Consider the following 23203-nt stretch of genomic DNA (forward strand, 5'->3'; position numbering starts at 1 on the left):
GGCACCGTTCACGCCGCTATGCGTCCCCTGCGCCGATCTCACCGCAGATCGACCGGCCAAGCCAATCCCGCCGGGCCTCGGCCTCGTCATGCCGGGCCAGCGCATAGGCCAGCTTGGCATAGGCCGCCTCGACCGTCATGTCGCGCCCGTCGATCACGCCGTGCCGCCGCAGGATCGCGGCCGAGGCGTAGGTTCCGAACGCCAGACCGCCTTCGGGGCATTGGCTGACCGCGACGACCGGAATGCGCCGTGTCCCGGCAATCTCCAGCGCCCGGCGCAAACCCGGCGTGTTCGGAACCGTACCGGAGCCGTAGCATCGCAGGACGAATCCGTCACAGGTTTCGGCTGCGTATTCCAGCACCCCGGCGGACACTCCCGGCGCGACCGCCAGCACCGCGATGGAATGTGTTCCCGCTTCATGCAGCCCCAGCGCGCTTGCCTGCTGACACGGCTTAATATCGCTGGGGTCCGCCGCGAAGGCGTCGAAAGCGCGCGAGTGCGATTTGCGAACACGCGCGCCGTGCAGCAGCCTCCCGGCGAACTGAACCCAGACCCCCGCGGGTGCGGTCGTCGCGGCGGCGAACGCGTCCGTCAGGTTGCGCTCGCCATCGTTGCCTTCGACGGTCAACGGCAGCATCGCGCCGGTCAGGATCACCGGTTTGGACAGCCCCCCAAGCGCAAAGCAAAGCGCGGCGGCGGTGAACGCCATCGTATCGGTCCCGTGCGTGACGACGAACCCGTCATATTGCGCATGGGACTCGAATATGATTCTGGCGATACGGTTCCAATCGGCCGGCGTTGCGTTGGCGCTGTCGATCAGCGGTTTCAAAACCACGATGTCGAGCTGATCCAGACCGTCGATCCGGCCTGCGCGGTTGTGGGCAAAGCCCTCTACGACGCCTTCCGAAGGCACGAAACCGTCCTCGGCGGCAACCATGCCGATCGTGCCGCCCGTATGGATCAGGAGTACCGCCAATTTTCTTGCCCTTCCCTTGATCGAGGTCCAGAACAACCCTGCCCGTCGGGAAAGGTCGGATTTGCCCTCCTTCCGCGACCACAAACTGCGTCTGCCACCGCGCACGGCACGCCGCAAGGGTTGCGGCGAATTACGACCCGGAAGTCGGGTGCATCCGATAGAATTTCGCCGCGTTCGCACTGAACACACGCTCGTGGTGCTCGGCGGGAACCAGGCTTTCCTGCGCGCGCACGATCGCAGCGTAGTCCGAGTACAGGCTGTCCACCGGGAAGTTCGATCCGAACATGCACCGGTTCGCCCCGAACGCGTCCAGGCAGGTCTCGACGATCGGAGCGATGCTGTCGCGAGTCCAGTTGTGCTCGAACATGCCCAACCCCGACAGTTTGCAGACCACATTGGGCAACCGGGCAAGGCGTCCCAGTTCGCCCGCCCAATTGCGCAACCCCGCCGGGCTGCGGTCATGCGGAGAGCCCGCATGGCACAGCGCGACGCGCGTTTCCGGCGAATGCGCCAGAACCGAAGCCGTCTTTGCCATCAGTTCGGGAAGCAGTTGCAGGTCGAAAGACAGCTGCCGATCCGCCAATACCTTCAACCCGCGCAGGAATCTCGGGTCGTCCAGCAGGGCATTGGTCCCGGTCCGCGCATCCTCGCCCGGGGCGCGGCCGATGATCTGGCGGACGCCGCGCAGGCTGGGCAGGCTTTGGTATCGGCCCAGTTGCGCCTCGAGGTCGTCCGCGGTCAGGTCGCAGAACGCCACCTGCGCCAGCGGCCAATCGGGATTGGCGTCGGCGACGGATTGCACCCACTGCGCCTCCGCCCAGCCATCCTCGGCGCCGACCTGGATGTGGACCGAGCCGCCGATGCCGCAGGCTTCGGCGGCGCTACGGAATTCGTCGATCAGGTAGTTGCGCTGGATCGGGGTCGGATCGCCGAAGAACCTGACCGCACCGCGCTCCATCAGCCACGGATACCTTACCGCGTCCAAATCCCAGAGGTGATGATGCGCGTCGACTCTCATGGGCTTCCGATCTCAGTGGTTCGGGCCAGGATGTCCACGCCCTGCTGCTGCCAGAAATGCAGCAAATCGATGAACACCCAGTTCTCGGCCAGCTTGTCGCCTTCGCGCCGGTAGATGTCGATCACCCTGAACTCCCCGGCCTTGCCGGTTGCGGGCATGCCCATGAAGCCGCCCGTGGGCGCGGCGGTAAAGTTGGGCCAGCCGAAGAAGCCGCCGAAACGCCCCTCGGCCATCCGGCAGACATGGCCGGTGCCGGACCGGTCGGCGAAGGACGCCCGGAACGGGCGGGAATGCTGCCTGGCGTAGCGTTCGATCGTGTAGGTCGCCCCGATCCCCGCCGGACCCCACCAGATCATGTCGTCGGCCCAGGTTCGGGCCAGTTCTTCCTCCAGCGGCAAGCCGCTTTTCCATTGGCCAAGATCCGAGATCATGGCGTTGATCAGGGCCAGCGTGCGTTCGCCTTCTTCCGCAGGCTGCGCATCGAACATCAGCCCGCCATGGGTCATCGGCCCCGGCTGCACCAGATGCGCGGCGGTCTGTGGCGGAAATGGCTGCAACCCGGCCTGCATCATCAAGTGCGGAATGTCGAAGAACATCGCGGTTTCCGCGATCCGGCCATCGGCGACCCGGTGAAAGGCGCAATAACGCAGAAAAGCCATCTTGCCGGTCGGCCGGATGTTCAGCCACGGGCGGTCGAACAGGCCCATCAGATGCCCCATCGAGCAAACCCAGGTGGCGTCCTCTTCGAACATGTTGCGCCCGGCCATAAAGATGTCCATCCGCCGCTGCAGGCGCGTCAGACCGTTGCGCAACGGCTGCCAGAACCGTTGCCCGACCTCTGCGGGGCCCCTGATCTCGTCAAAGGGATGATAGCCGCGCCACAGCAGATCATCGGCGCAATGGCTCGCCAAGACACCTGGGATCGCCTGCTCATCCGCGGCGTCGAGATCCTGATAAAAGGCCCGGACGATCTGCTTTTCTGTCTGGAAACTTGTCATCGCCTCTTTGCCTGCAAGTATCTGTTTTTCAATGCCTTCGGATCCGCCGCCACATTGTCCGAATGTGCGCATCCGGGACCGCCAACGCGCATCGCATCACCGCAGAAGTGAATCGGCCGCCACCGACAATATTGCATACGCTTGCAAATATGTCTTGCAAGTACGAATTATCGGCTCTACAAATTTTGCAAACGTATGCAAAAGCGATTCTGCTCAGGGAGGAACCATGGCCGAGATCCAGCTGCGCAACATCAGCAAGCGTTGGGGCAGTTTTGTCGGGGTCAACAATTTCGACCTGACGATAGCTGACAAGGAATTCCTCGTGCTGCTGGGCCCTTCGGGCTGCGGCAAGACCACCACGATGCGCATGATTGCGGGACTCGAGGATACGACAGAAGGCGACATTCTGATCGGCGGCAAACGGGTCAACGATCTGGAGCCCAAGGACCGAGACATCGCCATGGTGTTCCAGAGCTACGCCCTCTACCCCAACATGAACGTCTACGAGAACATCCGCTTCCCGCTGAAGGTGCGCGGCACCGACCCCTCGACCCACAAGGAGCGCGTCCTGCAGGCGGCCGAGCGGGTCGAGCTTCTGGATTTCCTCGACCGCAAGCCGGCCGAGCTGTCGGGCGGCCAACGTCAGCGCGTGGCGCTGGCGCGCGCCATCGTGCGCAAGCCCAAGGTGTTCCTGATGGACGAGCCGCTCTCGAACCTCGACGCCAAGCTGCGCGTGTCCACCCGCGCGCAGATCAAGAACCTCAGCCACGACCTGGCCGCCACCACGATCTACGTGACCCATGACCAGATCGAAGCGATGACGCTGGCCGACAGGGTCGTCGTGATGAAAAAGGGCGTCGTCCAGCAGGTCGGAAGCCCGACCGAAATCTACGACACGCCCGCCAACACCTTCGTCGCCAGCTTCATCGGCAATCCGGCCATGAACCTTGTGGACGGGGTGATCGAAGGCGGGGTGTTCAAGGCCCAGAATTCGGTGATCCCCGGCCTCGATGCGCCGGACGGCCCCGTGACGCTGGGTTTCCGCGCCGAGGATGCCAACGTCGTCGAGTCGGGCGGCGAGATCAACGCCCCGATCTATACGATGGAACTGCTGGGCGACGCGACCATGGTCTCGGTCCGCATCGGCGGCGCGCTGGTGGCGGTCAAGGCCGACAAGAACTACCGGGCCGAAATCGGCGACCAGGTTTCGCTCCATGTCCATACCGATCACTGCCACCTGTTCGACGCCACGACGGGTGAGCGGATGGGGCCGTGACGCCCCGCCTATTCCCGCCGCGTGCGGGATCAACGGGTGCAGACTTCGAAGATGCACCCATATTCTCAGGGAGGAACTGATGTTTCTGAAGAAAGTCATCGCAGCCAGCGTTCTGGCGGTGTCGGCGGGGGGTGCACATGCCGCCTGCGAAATCTCCGGCCGCGTCAACATCATCGGCAACGAATTCCCGGCGATCCACGCCGTGGCCGACGGTGCCAAGGAATGCTCCGGCGGCGAGGTCAAAGCGAACCTGACCGCCGATCACCAGAAGATCAACGTCGCGGGCATGACCGGCAACCCGGCCGAGTACACCTCGGCGATCATCGCCAACTCGTCGATCGTGGCGCTGATGAACGAGGACGTGATCCGTCCGTTGGACGACCTGGTCGCGAAGCACGGCCAGAGCCTGTCACCGAACCAGCTGATCGTCGTGGACGGCAAGGTGATGGCGGTGGCCTTCATGGCCAACGCGCAGCACCTCGTCTACCGCAAGGACATCCTTGAACAGGCGGGCGTCGAAACGCCGACGACCTACGAAGAGATGCTGGAAGCCGCCAAGAAGATCCGCGAGGCCGGGCTGATGGAAAACCCGATCGGCGGCCCCTACAAGGCGGGCTGGAACCTGGCGCAGGAATTCAACAACATGTTCTTGGGCCACGGCGGCGAGTTCTTCAAGGAAGGCACCGCCGAGGTGTCGATCAACAACGAAAAGGGCGTTGCCGCGCTGAACATGATGAAGGCGCTGTCCGAGTACATGAACCCGGACTTCCTGACCCATGACTCGAACGCAACCAACGCCGAATTCCGCGCCGGCAACGTCGCGCTGATGCACATGTGGGGCTCGCGCGCCGCCACCATGACCGAGGCCGAAGGTGTCACGGACGACGTGAAGAACGGCTTCGCGATCGCCGGCCCCCTGACTGTCGGCGGCGGCACCACACCGGCGTCGACCCTGTGGTGGGACGGCTGGACCGTGTCCAAGAACATCACCGACGAGGATGCCGAGGCCACCTTCGTCGCGATGACCCACGGCATCGCGCCCGAGCGCCTCAACGACGAGATGAGGCCGCTGGCGGTCTGGCTGATCGACGGCTACGAGCCGACCGAGGCAGCACAGGGCGTCTATGACGCGATCCAGAGCGAGACGACCCCCTACCCGATGCTGCCCTACATGGGGCTGCTGCACACCGCGCTGGGGACCGAGCTTTCGGACTTCATGCAGGGCAAGGAAAGCGCCGAGCAGGCGCTGGCCGATGTCGAGGCGGCCTATACCGCCGCGGCCAAGGAAAAAGGCTTCCTGCAGTAACCTTCTTCCTCCCCGTGGCCGGGCAGGAGGCGCCTCCGCCCGGCCACAACCCGAACCGAAACTCCAAAACACGCGGACAGGGTCAATGAAACATCGCACGTTCTTCTGGTTCATCCTGCCGACGGCCGCGGCCATGCTGCTGTTCATCGCCCTGCCGATCGTCTCGGTGGTGACGCAGTCGCTGCACACGCCGCATGACGCGGTGCTGACAGTGACAAAGAACTGCGGCCCCTTCGGATGCAAGGACACGACCGTCATCGACCAGGAGGCCACCGCCGCCCTGCGGACGGCCGAGCCGCTGGGCAAGTTCGTCGGCCTCGACATCTATTTCGACCGCGGGCACCTGGCCGTGGCCGAAGTGGCGCAGGCCTGGAGAACCAGCGACGGCCTGGGCGCGTTCTTCTCGCAACTCAGCAACCTGCCCTTCTACCGGGCGATGGCCTTCACGCTGACCTTCACCTTCACGGTGACGCCGCTGATGCTGATCCTGGGCTTCATGATCGCGGTCGCGGTGAACACGCTGCACCGTCACCTCAAGGGCCTGGTGATCTTCTTTTCGCTGCTGCCGATGATCGTGTCGCCACTCATCGGCTCGCTGGTGCTGTTCTGGATGATCGACAGCAGGGGCGTCATCGGCGCCGCGCTGCAATGGCTGTTCAGCGATCCCAACCTGTCGCTCAAGGCTTCGACCGGGCTCACCTGGGTGATGCTGATCGTCTATGGCGTATGGCACGCCGCGCCGTTTTCCTTCGTGGTCTTCTACGCCGGCCTGCAGACTCTGCCGCAGGACCAGCTGGAAAGCGCGCAGATCGACGGCGCGACCCGCTGGCAGCGGACCCGCTACGTCATCATCCCGCATCTGATGCCGCTGGTGACATTCGTGGCGCTGATCCAGCTTATGGACAATTTCCGCGTCTTCGAGCCGATCCTCGGCTTCAACTCCGAGGCGCATGCAACCTCGCTCAGCTGGTTCATCTACAACGATCTCGGCGGCGAAACCCGCCTGCTGTCCTCGGCCGCAACATCGTCCGTCCTCACAATCCTCGGCGTGGCGATCCTGCTGGCGCCGGTCCTCGTGCGCACCTGGCGCGATTTCAACGCGAAGGTCTGACCCATGGCATCGAAAGCTCAACAAGCCCCCGCCTATCTGCGCATCGTCACCGTGGCCTTTGTCGTGCTCTGGCTTCTGGTGGCCGCCTTCCCCTTCCTCTGGACGCTCTGGGGGTCGTTCAAGGTGGAACTCGACTTTTTCTCCAAGGCCGACTGGATGAACGCCCTGACCGGCCCGCGCACCCTGGCCGAAAAAGGCTCGCCCTTCACCACCGACGGCTATTACGGAGCCTGGGTGCAGGAGGAATTCTGGCGCTCGGCGATCAACACGACCCTGGTCTGCTTTTTCGTGGTCTGCACCTCGCTGACCATCGGCACTCTGGGCGGCTACGCGCTGTCCCGGTCCGGTTACCGCTACACCTTCTGGCTGCTGATCACCGCGCTTATCTTCCGCGCCATGCCGCCGATCACTCTGGTGTCCGGCTATCTGCTGCCGTTCTTCGAATGGAACCTCTGGGGACACCTGGCCACCACCATCATCGTCCTGGTGGCGATCAACCAGCCATTCACCCTGTGGATGCTCTACAGCTTCTTCCAGAAGATCCCCAAGGAACTTGACGAAAGCGCCAAGGTCGACGGCTGCACCCAGTTCAAGGCCTTCCGCCACGTGATCATCCCGGTGATGTGGCCGGGCGTCATCACCACAGGGCTGTTCAGCTTCCTGCTGGCCTACAACGACTTCGCCGTGACCGCGATGCTGCTGAGCAAGGAGAACCAGACGATGGTGCCCAAGATCGCCAGCTTCCTGGGCACCACCCAGACCGAGGGCAACGTGATGTTCGCGGTCGCCGCCGTGGTCTCGGCCACCGTGCCGCTGTTCATCCTGGTGATGTTCTTCCAGCGCCAGATCGTTTCCGGCCTGACCCAGGGCGCGGTGAAAGGCTGACCGATGAAAGGCACCCGCCCCGAACAGGCCGTGCTGACCCGCGGCACCGACATGGACAAGACGGACGAGACCCGCGCCGTGATCGAGCGTATGGTCGACGGCCTCAACGACCACCGGATCGACGACATCGGCGAGTTCTTCGCCGACGGTTTCCGCTGGATGGGCAACCGGGGCTGCGGCACCAAGACCGGGCTGCGCGAGTTCCAGGAGAACTGGCAGCGCCCCTTCCAGGCCGCTTTCTCGGACAAGGTCTGCATCGACGAGGCGCGGCTTTACATGGGCGAATGGGCGGCCGCCTTCGGCCGGCAGGAGGCGACGCATTCCGGCGAATTTCTCGGCATCGCGCCCACCGGCAAGCGGGTCGAGATCCGCTACATGGATTTCTGGAAGGTCGTGGACGGCAAGATCGTCGACAACTGGGTGAACGTCGATTTCCCCCATATCGCCGCGCAGCTGGGCGTCGATCTGTTCGACGGCCACGGCTGGGAAGCATTTGACCGGGGCGAAAAGACACCGCCCCGACCCGAAAAGTGAGGATCTGAGACAATGGCAATCGAGTATCTCAAACGCGGCAAGCCCGAGGCTGACCGGGCCGAGGACGACGCCAGGACGCGGGCGGTGGTCGAGGCGACGCTGAAGGACATCGAGGCGCGGGGCGACGCGGCGGTGCGCGAACTTTCCGAGAAGTTCGACAACTATTCGCCGGCTTCCTTCCGGCTGAGCCAGCAGGAGATCGACGACCTGATCGCGCAGCTTTCCGAGCGCGAGCTGGCCGACATCAAGTTCGCGCAGGAGCAGGTGATGAACTTCGCCCGCGCCCAGCGGGACTCGATGCTGGACATCGAGGTCGAGACCCTGCCCGGGGTGATCCTCGGGCACAAGAACATTCCGGTGCAGTCGGTGGGCTGCTACGTGCCGGGCGGCAAGTTCCCGATGGTGGCCTCGGCGCATATGTCGGTGGCCACCGCGACGGTCGCCGGCGTGCCGCGCATCATCGCCTGCACCCCGCCGTTCCAGGGCAAGCCCAACCCGGCGGTGATCGCCGCGATGCATCTGGGCGGCGCGCACGAGATCTACGTGATGGGCGGCATCCAGGCGATCGGCGCCATGGCGCTGGGAACCGAGACGATCGAGCCGGTTCACATGCTGGTCGGCCCCGGCAACGCCTTCGTGGCCGAGGCCAAGCGACAGCTGTTCGGCCGCGTCGGCATCGACCTATTCGCGGGCCCGACCGAGACCATGGTGATCGCGGACGAGACCGTGGATGCCGAGATCTGCGCCACCGACCTGCTGGGCCAAGCCGAGCACGGCTACAACTCGCCGGCGGTCCTGGTCACCAACTCGCGCAGGCTGGCCGAGGAGACGCTGACCGAGATCGACCGCCTCCTCGGCATCCTGCCCACCGCCGGCACCGCCCGGGTCAGCTGGCAGGACTACGGCGAGGTGATCCTGTGCGACACCTATGACGAGATGCTGCAGGTGGCCGACGACATCGCCAGCGAGCACGTGCAGGTGATGACCGACCGCGACGATTGGTTCCTGGACAACATGACCTGCTACGGCGCGCTGTTCCTGGGGCCGCGTACAAACGTGTCAAACGGGGATAAGGTGATCGGTACAAATCATACACTTCCCACGAAAAAGGCCGGCCGCTACACCGGCGGGCTCTGGGTCGGCAAGTTCCTCAAGACGCACAGCTACCAGAAGATCCTGACCGACGAGGCGGCGACGCTGATCGGCGAATACGGCTCGCGCCTGTGCATCCTCGAAGGCTTCGTCGGCCACGCCGAACAGTGCAACGTCCGGGTGCGCCGCTATGGCGGCATCAACGTCCCCTACGGCGAGGGCGCGCCCTATCGCGAGGCGGCCGAGTAACCGGAGCGGTCAGAAAGATGGACGAGCACAGTCGGAACAAAGCCCTCATGCAGCCGCTTTTTGCGGCCATGCGGGACTTTGATGAGGCGCGTGTCCGCTCCGTTCTGGCGCAGGTATTGGCTCCAGACACCCCGGTCCGGCTGGCACATCCGCTCGGAGAGTTGGCCGGACCCGACGCCTTTTTTGACCGCGCCCTGGCGCCGCTGTTCCGGGCGATCCCCGACCTGGAACGCCGCGACTGGATCATCATGGCGGGCCGCACCGCCGAGGGCGCCGACTGGGTCGGCGCAGGTGGGCACTATGTCGGCACATTCACTGCCCCGTGGCTGGACATTCCGCCCACCGGCCATTTTGTACACATGCGGTTTCACGAGTTCTACCGGATCGAAAACGGCCGCGTCGCCGAGATCCAGGCAATCTGGGACATTCCCGAACTGATGATGCAGGCCAACGCCTGGCCCTTGGCCCCCAGTCTCGGGCGCGAGATGTTCGTGCCCGGCCCGGCGACGCAGGACGGCCTGGTTCCCGGTCCTTGGGATGCCGATCGCGCCGAAGCGTCCTGCCGGCGCGTGCTCGACATGCTGGACCACCTGACCCGCCATCCCAAACAGGGCGGCCCCGAAGTGATGGAGATGGAGCGGTTCTGGCACCCGCGGATGAACTGGTATGGACCGGCCGGTATCGGCACTGCGCGGGGCATCGAAGGGTTCCGCAACTGGCATCAGATCCCGTTCCTGAACGCCATGCCGGATCGAGGGGCGCACAACGACGAATTGGTCTTTCACTTCTTTGGCGACGGCGACTATGCCGCCGTCACCGGTTGGCCCAACATGAAGCAGACGATCACCTGCGGCGGCTGGCTGGGCATCGCGCCCGCAGGACAGACTGTCACCATGCGCAGCCTTGATTTCTGGCGGATCGAGAACGGCCTCATCCGCGAGAACTGGGTGCTCGTGGATCTGCTCGACCTCTATGCACAGGTCGGCATTGACGTTCTGGCGAGGCTCAGAGAGTTCAACAAGGCCAGAAACCTTGCGCCGCTCGCCCTGAAAGGAGGCCGCCCGTGACCCTGCCGAAAACGCCCTCGTTCCGTCTTGACGGCAAACGCGCCCTCGTCGCGGGCGCCAGTTCCGGCATTGGACTCGCCTGCGCAGTGGCGCTGGCCGAAGCTGGTGCCGACGTCACCGTAGCCGCCCGTCGCGTCGAGGCGCTGGAGGAACTGGTGAACGAGATGAGCAAGGCCGGAATGAACGCGCAGGCAATGCCGCTGGACGTTGCCGACGTGACCGCGACACAGGCCGCCGTGGCCACGCATGGCCCTTTCGACATCCTGGTAAACTCCGCCGGGCTGGCCCGCCATGCGCCGGCCGTCGACACCACCGAAGAGGACTTCGACGCGGTGGCCGGTCTGAACGTCAAGGGCGCCTATTTCCTGACCCGGGCGGTTGCGCGCGGATTGCTGGACGCAGGCAAGCCCGGAACACTCATCAACATCAGCAGCCAGATGGCCAAGGTCGGCGGCATCGATCGGGCGGTCTATGCCGCGACCAAGCATGCGGTCGAGGGGTTCACCAAGTCGATGGCGATCGAATGGGGCAAGCATGGCATCCGCGTCAACACGATCTGCCCCACCTTCATCGTGACGCCCCTGACCCGGCAGACCTTCGACCGCCCCGAGCGCCGAGCCTGGGTGGAGGAAAAGATCAAGTTGGGACGTATCGGCGAGGTCGAGGACATCATGGGCGCAGTGGTATTCCTGGCCTCGGACGCTTCGGCGCTGGTCACGGGCACGGCGCTGATGATCGACGGGGGTTGGACGGCGGACTGATGGCGGACAAGGTCACATCGGCTGAGGTTGCGGCGCGCGCTGGCGTCAGCCAGTCGGCGGTCAGTCGGGTATTCACCCCCGGCGCTTCGGTTTCGAAAAAGACCGCCGAAAAGGTGCGCAAGGCGGCCGCGGAACTGGGCTATCGCCCCAACGTCCTTGCCCGTGCCATGGTGTCGGGCAAGAGCCGGATCATCGGGCTGGTCGTCGCCTATCTCGAAAACCAGTTCTACCCATCTGCGCTGGAGAAACTGTCCAACGCACTGCAGCAACGCGGTTACCACGTGCTGGTCTTCATGGCCTCCCAGACCTCCGGCAGCATCGACAACGTGATGGATGAAATCCTCGACTATCAGGTTGACGGCATCGTTACCGCCTCGGTCGCCATGTCCTCGGACATCACTTCGCGCTGCCTGGCGGCGGGCGTGCCGGTCGTCCTGTTCAACCGCAGCCAGGACATCGAAGGCATCACCTCGGTTACCTCGGACAACTTCGCCGGCGGGCGCAAGGTGGCCGAGTTTCTCGTGGCGGGCGGACATACCCGGCCCGGCTACATCGCGGGATGGGAGGGCGCATCGACCCAACGCGATCGCGAAGCGGGGTTCCGGCAGGGTCTCGCAACCGCCGGGATACCTCTTTTCGCGCGCGAAGTGGGCGACTTTCACACCGAAAGGGCTCGGCAGGCAGCGCGGGCGATGTTCGGCGGGGCGCCGGAAACCCGGCCCGACTGCGTCTTCATCGCCAACGACCACATGGCGCTGGCGGTGATGGACGTGCTGCGCTTCGAACTCGGGTTGCGTGTCCCCGAAGACGTTTCGGTCGTGGGGTACGACGACGTTCCCCCCGCCGCATGGCCCGCTTATGACCTGACCACCGTGCGCCAGCGCGCGAACCTGATGGTCGAGGAAACAGTAGCTGCGCTGATGGAACATATCGAAACCCCACAGACCGCGGCCCCGCGCCGGGTCGAGATCGACGGTCCGCTGATCCCGCGCGGATCGGCCCGCCGTCCCATGAATTTGCCCTTGGAAGGACGGAACACATGAAAGGCTTCGACCCGAAGTTCAAGGATTTCCCCGATTACGTAATCGGCATCACCAAGGAAATCTGGGAAGACCGCGGCATTGCCACGCTGCACCACTATTACGCACCGGACATCGTGGTGCGTTCGCCCGCCTCGGTAGTGCTGGGCAACCAGAAGGTGATCGGCGCCACGATGGCGACACTGGCCGAATTCCCCGACCGCGCCCTCTATGGCGAAGACGTGATCTGGTGCGGCACGCCCGAAGACGGGATGCTGAGTTCGCACCGCATCATCTCGACCGCGACGCATCTTGGCGATGGCGTCTATGGAAAGGCCACCGGCAGGAAACTGCAGTATAGGATCCTCGCCGACTGCCATGCCATCGACAACCAGATCAACGACGAATGGCTGATCCGCGACCAGGGCGCCATCGTTCGGCAGATGGGTTGGGACGTGGTGGACTATGCCCGAGACCTGATTGCCCGCGAAGGCGGACCGGAAAACTGCGTCCGACCCCTGACCCCGGCCAACGACGCCGAAGGCCCCTACACGGGCCGCGGCAATGACAACGAATGGGGCCAGAAATACGCCGACATCCTGACCCGCATCATGGGCGCCGACATGGCGGTGATCGAGTCCGAGTACGACCGCTGCGTGCAGTCCGAATATCCCGGAGGCGTCAGTGGCGTGAGTTGGAGCCCGGTGGACAGGTTCTGGATGGGGCTACGCGCCTCGGTCCCGGACGCAAAGTTCTCCATCTATCACCAGATCGGCCGCGAGGACCGGATGATGCCGCCCCGCGCCGCGGTTCGCTGGTCGCTGCATGGCAAGCATGACGGCTGGGGCGCCTTCGGAACGCCAACCGGCGCCGAGGTCTACGTGCTGGGCATTTCGCATGCCGAGTTCGGGCCTTGGGGTCTGCGCCGCGAGTACACGCTGTTCGACGAGACTTCGATCTGGAAACAGATCCTGCTGGAAACCGGCGATCTGTAGGATGACTTACCGTTTCTCAAATCTGGATGCCGGACAAACGACCCAGCGGTTCCACACCCACCGCGCGGCCCTGCGCGCCCGGCGGCTGAACAACCACCCACCCGGTAGTGCGGTTTGATCCGATCAAACCTCAATGCAGAAAAGGATGAAAGACATGAGCACTATCGAAAGCCGCATCGTACGTTATGGCGAGTTGAAGCCCTGCAAGACCGCCTTCATCGACGCGCATACGCCCGGCTCGGACCAGAAAGAGAACTTTACCATCATCGGTGGCGGTGTCAGCGAAAGCCCCGACCAGCACGTCCACATCACCGACAAGATCGGGTTCAATATCGGCGCCGCGGGCCAGCCGCCGAAGTGCCGCAACTCGTTGCACAGCCACACCACGGCCGAGGTGTTCTTCGTCGCAAAAGGGCGGTGGCGCTTTTTCTGGGGCCGTTACGGTACGGCGGGCGAGTTCATCGCCGAGGAAGGCGATATCTTCAACATCCCGACCGGCATCTTCCGCGGTTTCGAGAATGTCGGCACGGATTACGGGATGATCATGTCGATCCTGGGCGGTGACGATGCTGGCGGCGGCGTGACCTGGGCCCCGCAGGTCATCGAAGACGCCAAGGCTCATGGGCTAATGCTGGGCGACAACGGAGTTCTGTACGACAGCAAGAAGGGCCAGAAACTGCCGCATAATGTGCGACCGATGCCTGTTCTGACCGAAGAGGAATTGAAAGCCTACCCGGAGGTGCCGGTCGAGAACGTAGTTCGCGACTACGTCGCCCGCTACTGGGATCTGATGGCGCTGGCGGCCCGGAAGCCGGCCAAGGTGATCGGCGAGAACGCCCTGATCAAGGACAAGCCCGGCTTCGAGGTCGATTTCCTGGCGCGTGGTTCCAGCGTGACGGAACGGGCCAGGACCGAAAAGCCGGTGGTTCTGATGCCGGCCAGCGGCCATTGGCGGGTCACGATTGATGATGTCGAAGCTACACTGTCCAACGGCGACACGGCGCTGGTCCTGCCGGGCGAAAGCTATGGCGTCGAGCCTTCGATGACGGGCGCGGCGGGCCTTTTCCGCATCACCGCTACCGACGATCCGGCCGGTCCGATCTGGACAGGAGCCTGATCCGCGAAACGAAACGGGTGGACCGCAAAAAAGACGGTCCGCCCGAGCAAACATAGGGAGATCAGCCATGGTTCCGACAACTCACGTAGGGTCCCTGCCCCGCACGCAGGAAGTGGTGGATTTCATATTCGCCCGCGAGCGTGAGGAGCCCTATGATCCGGCAGCCTTCGATGCATGCATGACGGCGGCCGTGTCGGAAACCGTGCGCAGGCAGGCCGAGGCTGGCATCGACATCGTCAGCGACGGCGAAACCTCGAAGATCTCCTATGCGACCTACGTGAAAGACCGCTACACCGGCTTTGCCGGCGACAGCCCGCGCAATGCGCCTGCGGATCTCAAGATGTTTCCCGGTTTCCTCCAGCGCATCGCCAACGAGGGCGGAACGCCGCAATACGCGCGGCCGATGTGCGTGGGCGAAGTGCGCTCCAGGGGCCAGGGTGAGCTTGAAAAGGACATTGCCAATCTCAAGGCTGCGATGGCCGCGCACGGTGTTGAACGCGGCTTCATGAATGCGGCTTCGCCGGGGGTGATCTCGCTTTTCCTGCAGAACGACTTCTACCCGACGCGCGAAGCCTATCTGGCGGCGCTGGCCGACGCGATGAAGGCGGAGTATGAGACCATCGTCGCGTCGGGGCTGGATCTGCAACTCGACTGCCCGGATCTCGCGCTCAGCCGCCACATGCTGTTCACCGACCTGTCCGACGAAGACTTCGTCCAGGTTGCCAACCTGCATGTCGAGGCGCTGAATCACGCCTTGTCGGATGTGCCGCAGGATAGGGTGCGGGTGCATATCTGCTGGGGCAACTACGAGGGTCCGCATTGCTGCGACATCCCGATGGACAAGGTCTTTTCCACCCTCATGTCCACGAAATCCCGTTACGTGCTGTTCGAAACCTCGAATCCGCGCCACGCCCATGAATGGACGGTGTTCAAGGAACGCCGGGCGGAAATCCCCGAAGACAAGGTTCTGGTTCCTGGCGTCGTTGATACGACCACGAATTTCGTCGAACACCCGCAGTTGGTGGCGCAAAGGATCGAACGCTTCGTCGATATCGTGGGCCGCGACCGGGTGATCGCCGGATCCGATTGCGGCTTTGGCACTTTCGCGGGCTTCGGCGCCGTTGACCCCGATATAGCCTACGCCAAGTTGGCGGCCTTGGCAGAAGGGGCGGCGCTGACCCGATGACGGCGCCTTTGGTCCTGATCCCGGGAATGATGTGCGACGCGCGGCTGTTCGGCCCGCAGATCGCCGCGCTGTCGGGAACGGCTGCTCTCCATCTGGCCCCGATTTCGGCGCATGACACGGTGCAGGCGCTGGCCGCCGAGGTTCTGGCCAACGCTCCGCCACGTTTCGCGCTGGCGGGGCTGTCGATGGGCGGGATCGTGGCCATGGAGGTTCTGCGGCAAGCCCCCGAGCGTGTCGAGCGCATCGCGCTGTTGGATACGAACCCTCTGGCGGAACGGGTCGAGGTCAAGGCCCGCCGTGGCCCGCAGATCGCCGCCGCGCGCGCAGGCAGGCTGGCCGAGGTCATGCGCGACGAGATGAAGCCCAATTATCTGGCCGAGGGCCCGGACAAGCGGGCCATTCTCGACCTCTGTATGCAGATGGCGCTGGATCTGGGGCCCGACGTGTTCATCATCCAGTCCAAGGCCCTGATGGATCGCCCGGACCAGACCGAAACGCTGCTGTCCGCGCGCATTCCGGCGCTGGTTCTGTGCGGACGTGGCGACCTGCTCTGTCCGGTCGAGCGGCACGAACTCATGGCGGGCCTGATCCCCGGTGCGGTACTGCACATCGTGGAAAACGCCGGGCACCTACCCACACTGGAACAACCCGAGACAACCAACGCGGCGCTGCGCCGCTGGCTGGAGGCCACATGACACCTTCCCTTCTGGACCTGCTGAAAAAGGTCGACACTCCGACCGTTTGCAACGCGATAGAAGTGGCGCAGGGCAAGCGCGGCTTCGACGCCTTCACGCGGGGCACCATGTTGTGTTCCGACACCGGTGCGGGAGCGATGGTGGGCTACGCCCGAACCGCCAGGATCGCTGCTGTGAACCCTCCGGCCGAGCCGCCCGAAGTGATCAAGGCGCGGCGGATGGACTACTACCGCCACATGGCTTCGGGCCCGCGACCGGCAGTGACCGTTGTCGAAGACATGGATTTTCCCGACTGCGTCGGCGCATATTGGGGCGAGATAAACACCACCATTCACAGGGGCTTCGGCATCAGTGGCGCACTGACCAACGGAGTGATGCGCGACCTCGGCGATCTGCCCGAGGGGTTTCCGGTCGTCGCCGGCTCTGTCGGGCCATCCCACGGCTTCGTGCATGTGCGCGAGATCGGCACACCCGTCACCATCTTCGGCCTGACGGTGCAAGACGGCGATCTGATCCATGCCGACCGCCACGGCGGCTTGGTGATTCCCCCCGAGGTCATTCCCGCCCTCGAGAGAGCGATCCAAAAGCTGCTGGAGACCGAAAACCTGATCCTGGAACCGGCGCGCGTCGAGGGGTTCGATTTCGATGCCTTTGAGGCCGCCTGGGCCGAATTTGAAAAGGCTCGTACGTAACGGGTTGACATCAGACCAGGCCCAGGGCGATCGCGGATTGCGGCTCGATCCCGAAGTCCGAAAATGTTGCGGCGTCTTCGCCGACCACGTTGTCCCGCTGCATGAGCGCGACATGCGCAGGGGTCAGGGGCGGGTTGGAAAGCCCGCTCAGAGTCGAAGCCAATGTCCACCAGACCCCGAAAGGCACAGGCATGAGAAGCCTTCGCTTTCCCGCGCGCCGCGCAAGGCGTTCCAGGATTTCCTTGTAGGTGAACACGTCAGGCCCACCCAGTTCGAACACACCACCGTGACCGGCACCCCCGGCGGTCATTGACACCGCCTTGGCGACATCCCCCGCGTGAACGGGCTGGAGCCGGGTGCTTCCGTCGCCAAACAGTGGAATGACCGGCATCCTTCGAACCAGCGCGTCGAGATCTCCGAAAAGCGCGCCGCTTCGGCTGAACATCGCGCTCGGGCGCAGGATCGTCGCCGCTGGAAAGGCGCTGCGCACTTCATCCTCTCCTTCGGCGCGGGCCCGAACATAGGCAGAGGGAGAATCGCGTGTCGCTGCGATCCCGGAAATCTGGATCAGGTCGCGCACCCCGAGGGTTGCCGCGGTCGCCGCCACGTTGCGGGCTCCGGTCACATGCACGTCGCGAAAACTGTCCGTGCGGGTTTCGACATACAGGCCGATGCAATTGACCACCGCCGAAGCGCCTTGGAAAGCGCGTTTCAGCGTTTCGGCGTCGCGCAGGTCGCTTCTGGCCACCGCGACTTCCGCGTCGAGCCCACCGGGCGACCGGACCACCCGTTCCGGAAAGCGTGTTCCGATGCTGACGGCGAACCCTTGGTTCCGCAATTCCCGAACGACCCGGCTGCCAAGGAAGCCGGTGCCTCCGAGGACGATTACCTTTCTCTCCGGTTTTGATGCGGTCACGCCTTCAGCGCTCCCTTCGCGCGGCCAACCATCAGCCGGCCATGTGTTCCATCCCAACAATCAGGAACCTCGTCCCAGAAATAGCTCGAACTTCCGGGCTGGAAACACGACCGCGTCAAAACGGATTGAGCGGGGCCAACGCCTTGTCGGAGGGCTGATGCCGCGCTGCGGCAAGCCGCGCCTTGCGGATCGTTTCAAATGAAGCGGCCACTTCTGCCCAAGCGGACGCTTCGGCCTGTGGGCTGCTTCCGTAGCGGGCTTCGCCGACCTTGAGGAGGCTGCGCGAAAAGACTGCCTCTGCTGGGTCGTCCACAGGCGATACCCTTGCGTCCCAGATCTGGCGCCGCTGCGCCACCAAGGGAAGATCATGCTTGCCGATTGCCGAGCGCAGCAATTTCGCCGCATGTGCTTCGCTGGCCAAACGGCGCTGCCTGCGCCGTTCCAAAGCGTCGAGCAAGGGGGGAGCCAGGTAGCGTTTGGCCGCCCATCCGATCAAGACCAAAAACAAGAGCCCGACCACCACAAGAACCATCTGGCGCGGCGTCAGCACTGGATCGCGCGGCGGCGCCGGCCCCCCGACAGTGAAATCCATGCCGGGCACGCTGACAGTTTCGACCTTGCCCGTCGTGCTGTTGAACCACTCGAGTCGGATCTCTGGCAGGCTCACACCGCCGCCATATCGCGCGACATAGGTCACGCTATCCATCCGCTGGCCCGACAAGGTGCCGCGGTTGTCGGTTTCCTTCAACGCCGGATCCTTGGGATAGGCCTGAACCGCCTCGGCCTCGACAGGCGCGATAAGCGGCGGGATGAACAGGGGCGACGTTCCATCGACCTTGGCCGTGACCTCGCGGGTTACCGCCGCGCCGACTTCCAGCGTTTCGGCACCACCTTCGTAGGTTTGTTCCAACGTCAGGCTCCCGGCTACGATGAGTGGGTCCAGATCTCGGGCCGCCTCCGGAACCGTGGCGGCAAAGGAAACCGGCGGCAAGGAAACCGAGGCCGCAACCGGATCGGTCGAAGGCGGGTCGGCAAAGACCAGATCGACGACTTGCGGGGGCAGCGTGAATGTCCCCTCGACCATGGGATAGAGCCGGTAGGCCCGGCTGACGCCAGACCAGGTCTCGCCTTCAATACTCTGGCTGACCGGGCCCGAGGCGTTCTGCGGCAGGCGAACGATCAGGTTCGGCGCCTCGAAGCTGGGAAAGGTCGGCGGCGTCGGCATCCAGGTCGGCACCAGAACGGTGATCCGCAGAACCACCGCCTGTCCGACCGTCACGCTTTCGGCGCTGAGTTCGGCCGTGACCCGCGGTTCGGGCGGCGTGTCTTGCGCCAGCCCGGCCAGCGGCCAGATCAGGGCAAGAAGCATCAGAAGTGGTCTCATTGCCCGTCCTCCGCCGCTTCGAGTCGAAACCGAGTGCGAAGGAAGTCGCTCATGTCGGTGTCGACCGAGCGCATCCATTGTTCGGCGGTCTGGAACTCGGGAACCTCTTCTTGATATTCCTGCTGCGTTTCCGCGCCACGCTGCGCCTCATTGTCAAAGACGACGTCGTCCGCGCCGATACCGGATTCCTCGCCCGTGTCGCTCTGTTCGCGTGCTGTTTCGACATAGTCGACGATGTAACGCGCAACTTCGAGATTGTGCTGCGCCTCCGGATAGTCCGGGCGAAGTTCCAGCGCGCGCTCAAAAGCTGCGACGCCCGGTCTGTACTCGCGGTTGCGAATTCGGGACATGCCTTCGCCCATCGCCGCCTCGGCCGTTTCGATCCGGGCGAAAATCTCGGCGGCATCGGCATATTGACCCGCGCGAAACTTGGCATAGGCGCGCCACATCGGGTCGAGGAACAGCTCACCCGCCTTGGCGAAATCCTTGTCGCGATACGCCATCATGCCCTGTTGGTCGGGCGTGAAGAACCAGTCGATCACGTCTGCCTCCGCCCTTTTCGGGCCCGACAACCCCAGCGCGAGGCCAAGAACCAGAGCCCAGCGCGCGGTCCATCCCTTGCGGAACCAGAAAAGCAGGATCACGGCGGCGGGCCAGGCCAGCATCCAGCCGCGATCTTCCCAGTCAAGGCGGTCATCGCCCAGAAGCGCCGCGCGATAGGCCGCCTGAGCCGCGCGTTCGATCCGGTCGAGGTCCGCGTCATCCGCTGTCATCTGAATGATCTCGGCGCCGGTGATGTTGTCCAGAGCGCCCTTCGTCGCCGTTTCAGGCGCTGCGAACAAGACCATGACCGGCGGATCGGCCTCTGAGCGGTTGGTGAAGGCAGGCAGGTCCACGCTGTTCAACCCATCGAGCACGAACAGGATCGCCCCGGGCGTTTCCACTCGCGCCAATTCCGCCTCGGCCAATTGCATCGCCGCCGACGCGTTGTCGCCGTCGGCGGGCATCACTTCGGGGCCAAGACCATCGAGCAGCGCCTTCAGGATGTTCGGATCGTCGGTCAAAGGGGCAACCCGATGCGCGGTGCCGGCATAAGCGACCAAGGCCGTGCTGGCCCCGGCGCGGCGTTCGATCAGATCGATTATCTTGAATCGCGCCCGATCCAGCCGCGTGGGCGGAACGTCCGGGTTCTGCATCGAGTCGCTGACCTCCAATACCACAACCAACGGCGCCGTCTGAGCCAGGAAGGGGTTGGGCACCCTGCTCCAGGTCGGGCCGGCAGCAGCGAGGGTCAACAGCACCATCGCGAGCGCGGCGCCGTCGATGGGCTGAACGCGTCTCGCGCCGGCCTCGCCGACCGTCAGCGCCTCGGCCAGGTGCCTCGCGATGCCTGAAGGCTGGTCCGCCGCTTTCCCACGCGTCCTCCGAACCCGCCACCACAACAGCAGTACCGGCAGCACCAGAAGCAGCCACCACGGGCGCAGCAGGTGCAGGACCGACAGGCTGTCGAGCACGGAGTCCATCAGACAGCCTTCCTTTGCGGCCAGAACGACAGCCAGAAGAGCGCGCAAAGCGCCAGAACCACGGCTGCCCCGAACGGGATCCAACCCAGCGGCTGCCGCGGCTGGAAGGTCACAGTTTCGGTGATCCGCGGGTTCAACCTGTCGATCTCGTTATAGATGCGCGCCAGCCCTTCCTGATCGAAGCCATAGTAGAAGTCACCGTTCGCACGCCGGGCGATATCCTGAAGCGCGTCGAGATCCACTTTGTCATTCCCACTGCCCGAGGGATCTCCGACGCCGATCGTATAGATGGTGACACCCTCCTGCGCCGCGATCTCGGCCGCGTTGACCGGGCTCATGCGGCTTGCATTGTCGGCCCCGTCCGAAAGCAGCACCAGCAGGCGCTGTTCGACCTCGCTTGTCTCGAACGTGTGGATCGCCAAGCCGATCGCGTCGCCGATCGCCGTATCGGGACCGGCCATGCCGACCCGCGTATCGTCCAACATCTGCGCGACCGTCTCGAGATCCTCGGTAAATGGCGTCTGCACATAGGCCTTGGTACCGAACACGATCAGGCCGATGCGGTCGCCATCCCGTTGCGAGACGAAATCGGCCACCACGTCCTTGACCACCTGCAGACGCTGCTGCGGCTGACCATCGGAGTCCTTCATGTCGCGTTCGTCCATGGACCCCGAAAGATCCACCGCCAGGGCCAGATCACGTGCGGCTTTTTCTACGGTGACGCGCTGACCCAACAGTTCCGGCCGCGCCAGACCTGTCAGGACAAGAAGCCAGCATAGGATTGCCGTGGCCACCTGCAGCCGCCTGCGGATCAGGACGACCGATCCCTCGCGCGGCGTCAGCCCGGTTGCCTCGGACACCTCGCGGAAGAAGGGAATCCGAATGGCCTGACTGGTCGTCCGGTAGGGCGGCAGGAACCGCCAGGCAATGAACGGCGCGGGCAGCAGAAGGAATGCCCAGGGAAATGCCAGAGAAAGGGTCATGTCAGCCCTTCCACCGGTCTGTGGCGGCGAACCCATTGCTCGGCCAGCGCGGCCAGTCCGGCGACCGGCGCACGATCACCAGCGAACGGCGCGCGGGTTATCGCCTGCCCCGGGCCATCGGCAAAACCGCTACCCCCGTAGCTTTGATCCAGGAAGGCCAGCCACTCCCGCCCCAGCAGCCCGGCTACTTCCGACCGGGGATAGGCGCTCAGCGCCGTGCGGCGAAGAATGACGGCAATGGCCACCGGATCCTCACCCGCGGCCTTCAATTCCTGCAATGCAGCGCGGCGATAAGCGTTGGCCTGCCTATGCGCATGCCAGCGCAGCCCGGCCCAGATCAGCAGCGCCAGGACTACGACCGCCAACCAGATCCATCCTTGGGTCTGCGGCCACATCGGAATGGGATCAGGTTCGGGCGGTGGGACAAGCATGTCCATCAGTTGGGCAAGGTTCTTGCCGGCGAAGTCTTCCTCGGTCATCGCCGTTCTCCTGCGCCGAACAGCGACAGCATCTGAGGCAAGGTCTCTTCGGCCGTCGTCAAAGGCAGAACCGGCGTTCCGTATTTGCGGCTCCAGCCCAGCACCGGCTCCAGACGCTTGTCGAGATAGTCCTGCAGCCGTCTGCGGGTTTCGGAACTGGCGCCTTCAAGCGACATCTGGAGTTGCCCATCTGAGGCAACGATGCGAAACCCCTCGGGCAGCTCGACTCCGGTCGGGTCGGACACAGGAAACAGAACCACATCATTGTGCAGCGACAACCGGTGAACCAGTTTCTCTGTTTGCGTATCCATGCCCGCAAAGTCGCTGAACACCAGGATCGTGAATCCGGTCTTGGCAATGCGGGCGGCGGCCTCCAACTGACCGTTCAGTGTCACCGCCCCATTGGCGGGCAACCCTGCATGCAGGCTCTGGTTCGCTTCGGCCAGAACCGACAGGAAACGGTTCAGAGCCACTCCGCTCGCTCGCGGCGGCAATTCCGCGACGCGGGCATCCCCGAAAACCAGCCCGCCGACCCGATCACCCTGAATACGCATCCGCCACGCAGCAAGCGCGGCGGCCTCGGCCGCGGTCACTGATTTCATGTTGAGAACGGTTCCGTAGAACATGCTCATTCGCTGATCGACCAGCAGCAAGGCTGGCCGGTCGCGTTCTTCGGTGAAAACGCGCACATGCGGCTCGCCGGTACGGGCGGTGACCTTCCAGTCGATGGTGCGGACATCGTCGCCATGCTGGTAGTGGCGAAGCTCTTCGAAATTCAGTCCCCTGCCCCTCAGCCGGGACGCATGGCGCCCATTCAGCGCCGATCGCGCCGGTTGCCTCGGCAGGAAACTGATGGCGCGCGCATGCCGCTCGAACCGGCGCAGGTGGGCCAGGTCCACATGAATTCGTGGATCAGGCCCGGTATCCGCAGCGCCCGCCAT

The 23203-nt window shown here is 64.2% G+C and carries 23 protein-coding genes; 14 read left to right on the plus strand and 9 right to left on the minus strand.

Annotated elements, in window-relative coordinates; genetic code table 11:
• Nucleotides 1-16: 16 nt before the first annotated feature.
• The 3 genes from FGK63_RS07870 to FGK63_RS07880 all read right to left on the minus strand — a co-directional run bounded on the left by FGK63_RS07870 (nt 17) and on the right by FGK63_RS07880 (nt 2992).
• Nucleotides 17-976 carry an asparaginase gene (locus tag FGK63_RS07870; RefSeq protein WP_138841058.1) on the minus strand — a complete coding sequence of 320 codons (960 nt, stop codon included), beginning with the start codon at nt 974-976 and terminating at the stop codon, nt 17-19.
• A 130-nt stretch (nt 977-1106) separates the two neighbouring features.
• The gene (locus tag FGK63_RS07875) at nt 1107-1994 is read right to left on the minus strand and encodes an amidohydrolase family protein (protein ID WP_138841059.1); all 888 of its coding nucleotides are present in this window, start codon (nt 1992-1994) and stop codon (nt 1107-1109) included.
• Complete coding sequence (locus tag FGK63_RS07880) at nt 1991-2992, minus strand: ester cyclase (RefSeq protein WP_138841060.1); 1002 nt, start codon at nt 2990-2992, stop codon at nt 1991-1993. Before FGK63_RS07880 ends, FGK63_RS07875 begins: the two co-directional genes overlap by 4 nt.
• A gap of 226 nt (nt 2993-3218) precedes the next feature.
• On the opposite strand from FGK63_RS07880, the gene FGK63_RS07885 reads away from it, so the two are divergent.
• From FGK63_RS07885 to FGK63_RS07950, 14 genes are all read left to right on the plus strand, one after another.
• Entirely contained in the window at nt 3219-4268 is a 1050-nt protein-coding gene (locus tag FGK63_RS07885; RefSeq protein WP_138841061.1) for an ABC transporter ATP-binding protein, read from the plus strand.
• A 79-nt stretch (nt 4269-4347) separates the two neighbouring features.
• Nucleotides 4348-5574 carry an ABC transporter substrate-binding protein gene (locus FGK63_RS07890; protein ID WP_138841062.1) on the plus strand — a complete coding sequence of 409 codons (1227 nt, stop codon included), beginning with the start codon at nt 4348-4350 and terminating at the stop codon, nt 5572-5574.
• Between the two features lie 85 nt (nt 5575-5659).
• Nucleotides 5660-6685 carry a carbohydrate ABC transporter permease gene (locus tag FGK63_RS07895; RefSeq protein WP_138841063.1) on the plus strand — a complete coding sequence of 342 codons (1026 nt, stop codon included), beginning with the start codon at nt 5660-5662 and terminating at the stop codon, nt 6683-6685.
• Nucleotides 6686-6688: 3 nt separating this feature from the next.
• Nucleotides 6689-7570 carry a carbohydrate ABC transporter permease gene (locus FGK63_RS07900; RefSeq protein ID WP_138841064.1) on the plus strand — a complete coding sequence of 294 codons (882 nt, stop codon included), beginning with the start codon at nt 6689-6691 and terminating at the stop codon, nt 7568-7570.
• 3 nt (nt 7571-7573) lie between these two features.
• Entirely contained in the window at nt 7574-8104 is a 531-nt protein-coding gene (locus FGK63_RS07905) for an ester cyclase (RefSeq protein WP_138841065.1), read from the plus strand.
• A gap of 12 nt (nt 8105-8116) precedes the next feature.
• Nucleotides 8117-9445, plus strand: a complete 1329-nt coding sequence (gene hisD / locus FGK63_RS07910; protein ID WP_138841066.1) for a histidinol dehydrogenase — start codon at nt 8117-8119, stop codon at nt 9443-9445.
• Between the two features lie 47 nt (nt 9446-9492).
• On the plus strand, nt 9493-10512 hold the full coding sequence (locus FGK63_RS07915) for an ester cyclase (RefSeq protein WP_246043975.1): 1020 nt from the start codon (nt 9493-9495) through the stop codon (nt 10510-10512).
• The gene (locus FGK63_RS07920) at nt 10509-11273 is read left to right on the plus strand and encodes an SDR family NAD(P)-dependent oxidoreductase (RefSeq protein ID WP_138841068.1); all 765 of its coding nucleotides are present in this window, start codon (nt 10509-10511) and stop codon (nt 11271-11273) included. Before FGK63_RS07915 ends, FGK63_RS07920 begins: the two co-directional genes overlap by 4 nt.
• Nucleotides 11273-12316 carry a LacI family DNA-binding transcriptional regulator gene (locus FGK63_RS07925; RefSeq protein WP_425471838.1) on the plus strand — a complete coding sequence of 348 codons (1044 nt, stop codon included), beginning with the start codon at nt 11273-11275 and terminating at the stop codon, nt 12314-12316. Before FGK63_RS07920 ends, FGK63_RS07925 begins: the two co-directional genes overlap by 1 nt.
• Nucleotides 12313-13287 (plus strand): nuclear transport factor 2 family protein, encoded by a 975-nt coding sequence (locus tag FGK63_RS07930; protein ID WP_138841069.1) that lies wholly within the window; start codon nt 12313-12315, stop codon nt 13285-13287. Before FGK63_RS07925 ends, FGK63_RS07930 begins: the two co-directional genes overlap by 4 nt.
• Before the next feature lie 154 nt (nt 13288-13441).
• On the plus strand, nt 13442-14404 hold the full coding sequence (locus FGK63_RS07935) for a cupin domain-containing protein (protein WP_138841070.1): 963 nt from the start codon (nt 13442-13444) through the stop codon (nt 14402-14404).
• Nucleotides 14405-14471: 67 nt separating this feature from the next.
• Nucleotides 14472-15590, plus strand: a complete 1119-nt coding sequence (locus FGK63_RS07940) for a cobalamin-independent methionine synthase II family protein (protein ID WP_138841071.1) — start codon at nt 14472-14474, stop codon at nt 15588-15590.
• Complete coding sequence (locus FGK63_RS07945) at nt 15587-16285, plus strand: alpha/beta fold hydrolase (protein ID WP_138841072.1); 699 nt, start codon at nt 15587-15589, stop codon at nt 16283-16285. The genes FGK63_RS07940 and FGK63_RS07945 overlap by 4 nt, the downstream gene beginning before the upstream one ends.
• A complete protein-coding gene (locus tag FGK63_RS07950; protein WP_138841073.1) occupies nt 16282-16977 on the plus strand; it encodes an RraA family protein in 696 nt (231 codons plus the stop codon). The genes FGK63_RS07945 and FGK63_RS07950 overlap by 4 nt, the downstream gene beginning before the upstream one ends.
• Before the next feature lie 10 nt (nt 16978-16987).
• Here FGK63_RS07950 and FGK63_RS07955 read toward each other — a convergent pair whose 3' ends face one another.
• From FGK63_RS07955 to FGK63_RS07980, 6 genes are all read right to left on the minus strand, one after another.
• Nucleotides 16988-17893 (minus strand): complex I NDUFA9 subunit family protein, encoded by a 906-nt coding sequence (locus tag FGK63_RS07955; protein ID WP_138841074.1) that lies wholly within the window; start codon nt 17891-17893, stop codon nt 16988-16990.
• A 115-nt stretch (nt 17894-18008) separates the two neighbouring features.
• Nucleotides 18009-19277 (minus strand): BatD family protein, encoded by a 1269-nt coding sequence (locus FGK63_RS07960; protein ID WP_171052595.1) that lies wholly within the window; start codon nt 19275-19277, stop codon nt 18009-18011.
• A complete protein-coding gene (locus FGK63_RS07965; RefSeq protein WP_138841076.1) occupies nt 19274-20800 on the minus strand; it encodes a vWA domain-containing protein in 1527 nt (508 codons plus the stop codon). The genes FGK63_RS07960 and FGK63_RS07965 overlap by 4 nt, the downstream gene beginning before the upstream one ends.
• Nucleotides 20800-21783 carry a VWA domain-containing protein gene (locus FGK63_RS07970; RefSeq protein ID WP_138841077.1) on the minus strand — a complete coding sequence of 328 codons (984 nt, stop codon included), beginning with the start codon at nt 21781-21783 and terminating at the stop codon, nt 20800-20802. The genes FGK63_RS07965 and FGK63_RS07970 overlap by 1 nt, the downstream gene beginning before the upstream one ends.
• On the minus strand, nt 21780-22262 hold the full coding sequence (locus FGK63_RS07975; protein WP_138841078.1) for a DUF4381 domain-containing protein: 483 nt from the start codon (nt 22260-22262) through the stop codon (nt 21780-21782). Before FGK63_RS07975 ends, FGK63_RS07970 begins: the two co-directional genes overlap by 4 nt.
• Nucleotides 22259-23203, minus strand: a complete 945-nt coding sequence (locus FGK63_RS07980) for a DUF58 domain-containing protein (RefSeq protein WP_138841079.1) — start codon at nt 23201-23203, stop codon at nt 22259-22261. Before FGK63_RS07980 ends, FGK63_RS07975 begins: the two co-directional genes overlap by 4 nt.

This window comes from Ruegeria sediminis (assembly GCF_005938215.1).
GTDB classification, from domain to species: Bacteria; Pseudomonadota; Alphaproteobacteria; order Rhodobacterales; family Rhodobacteraceae; genus Ruegeria; species Ruegeria sediminis.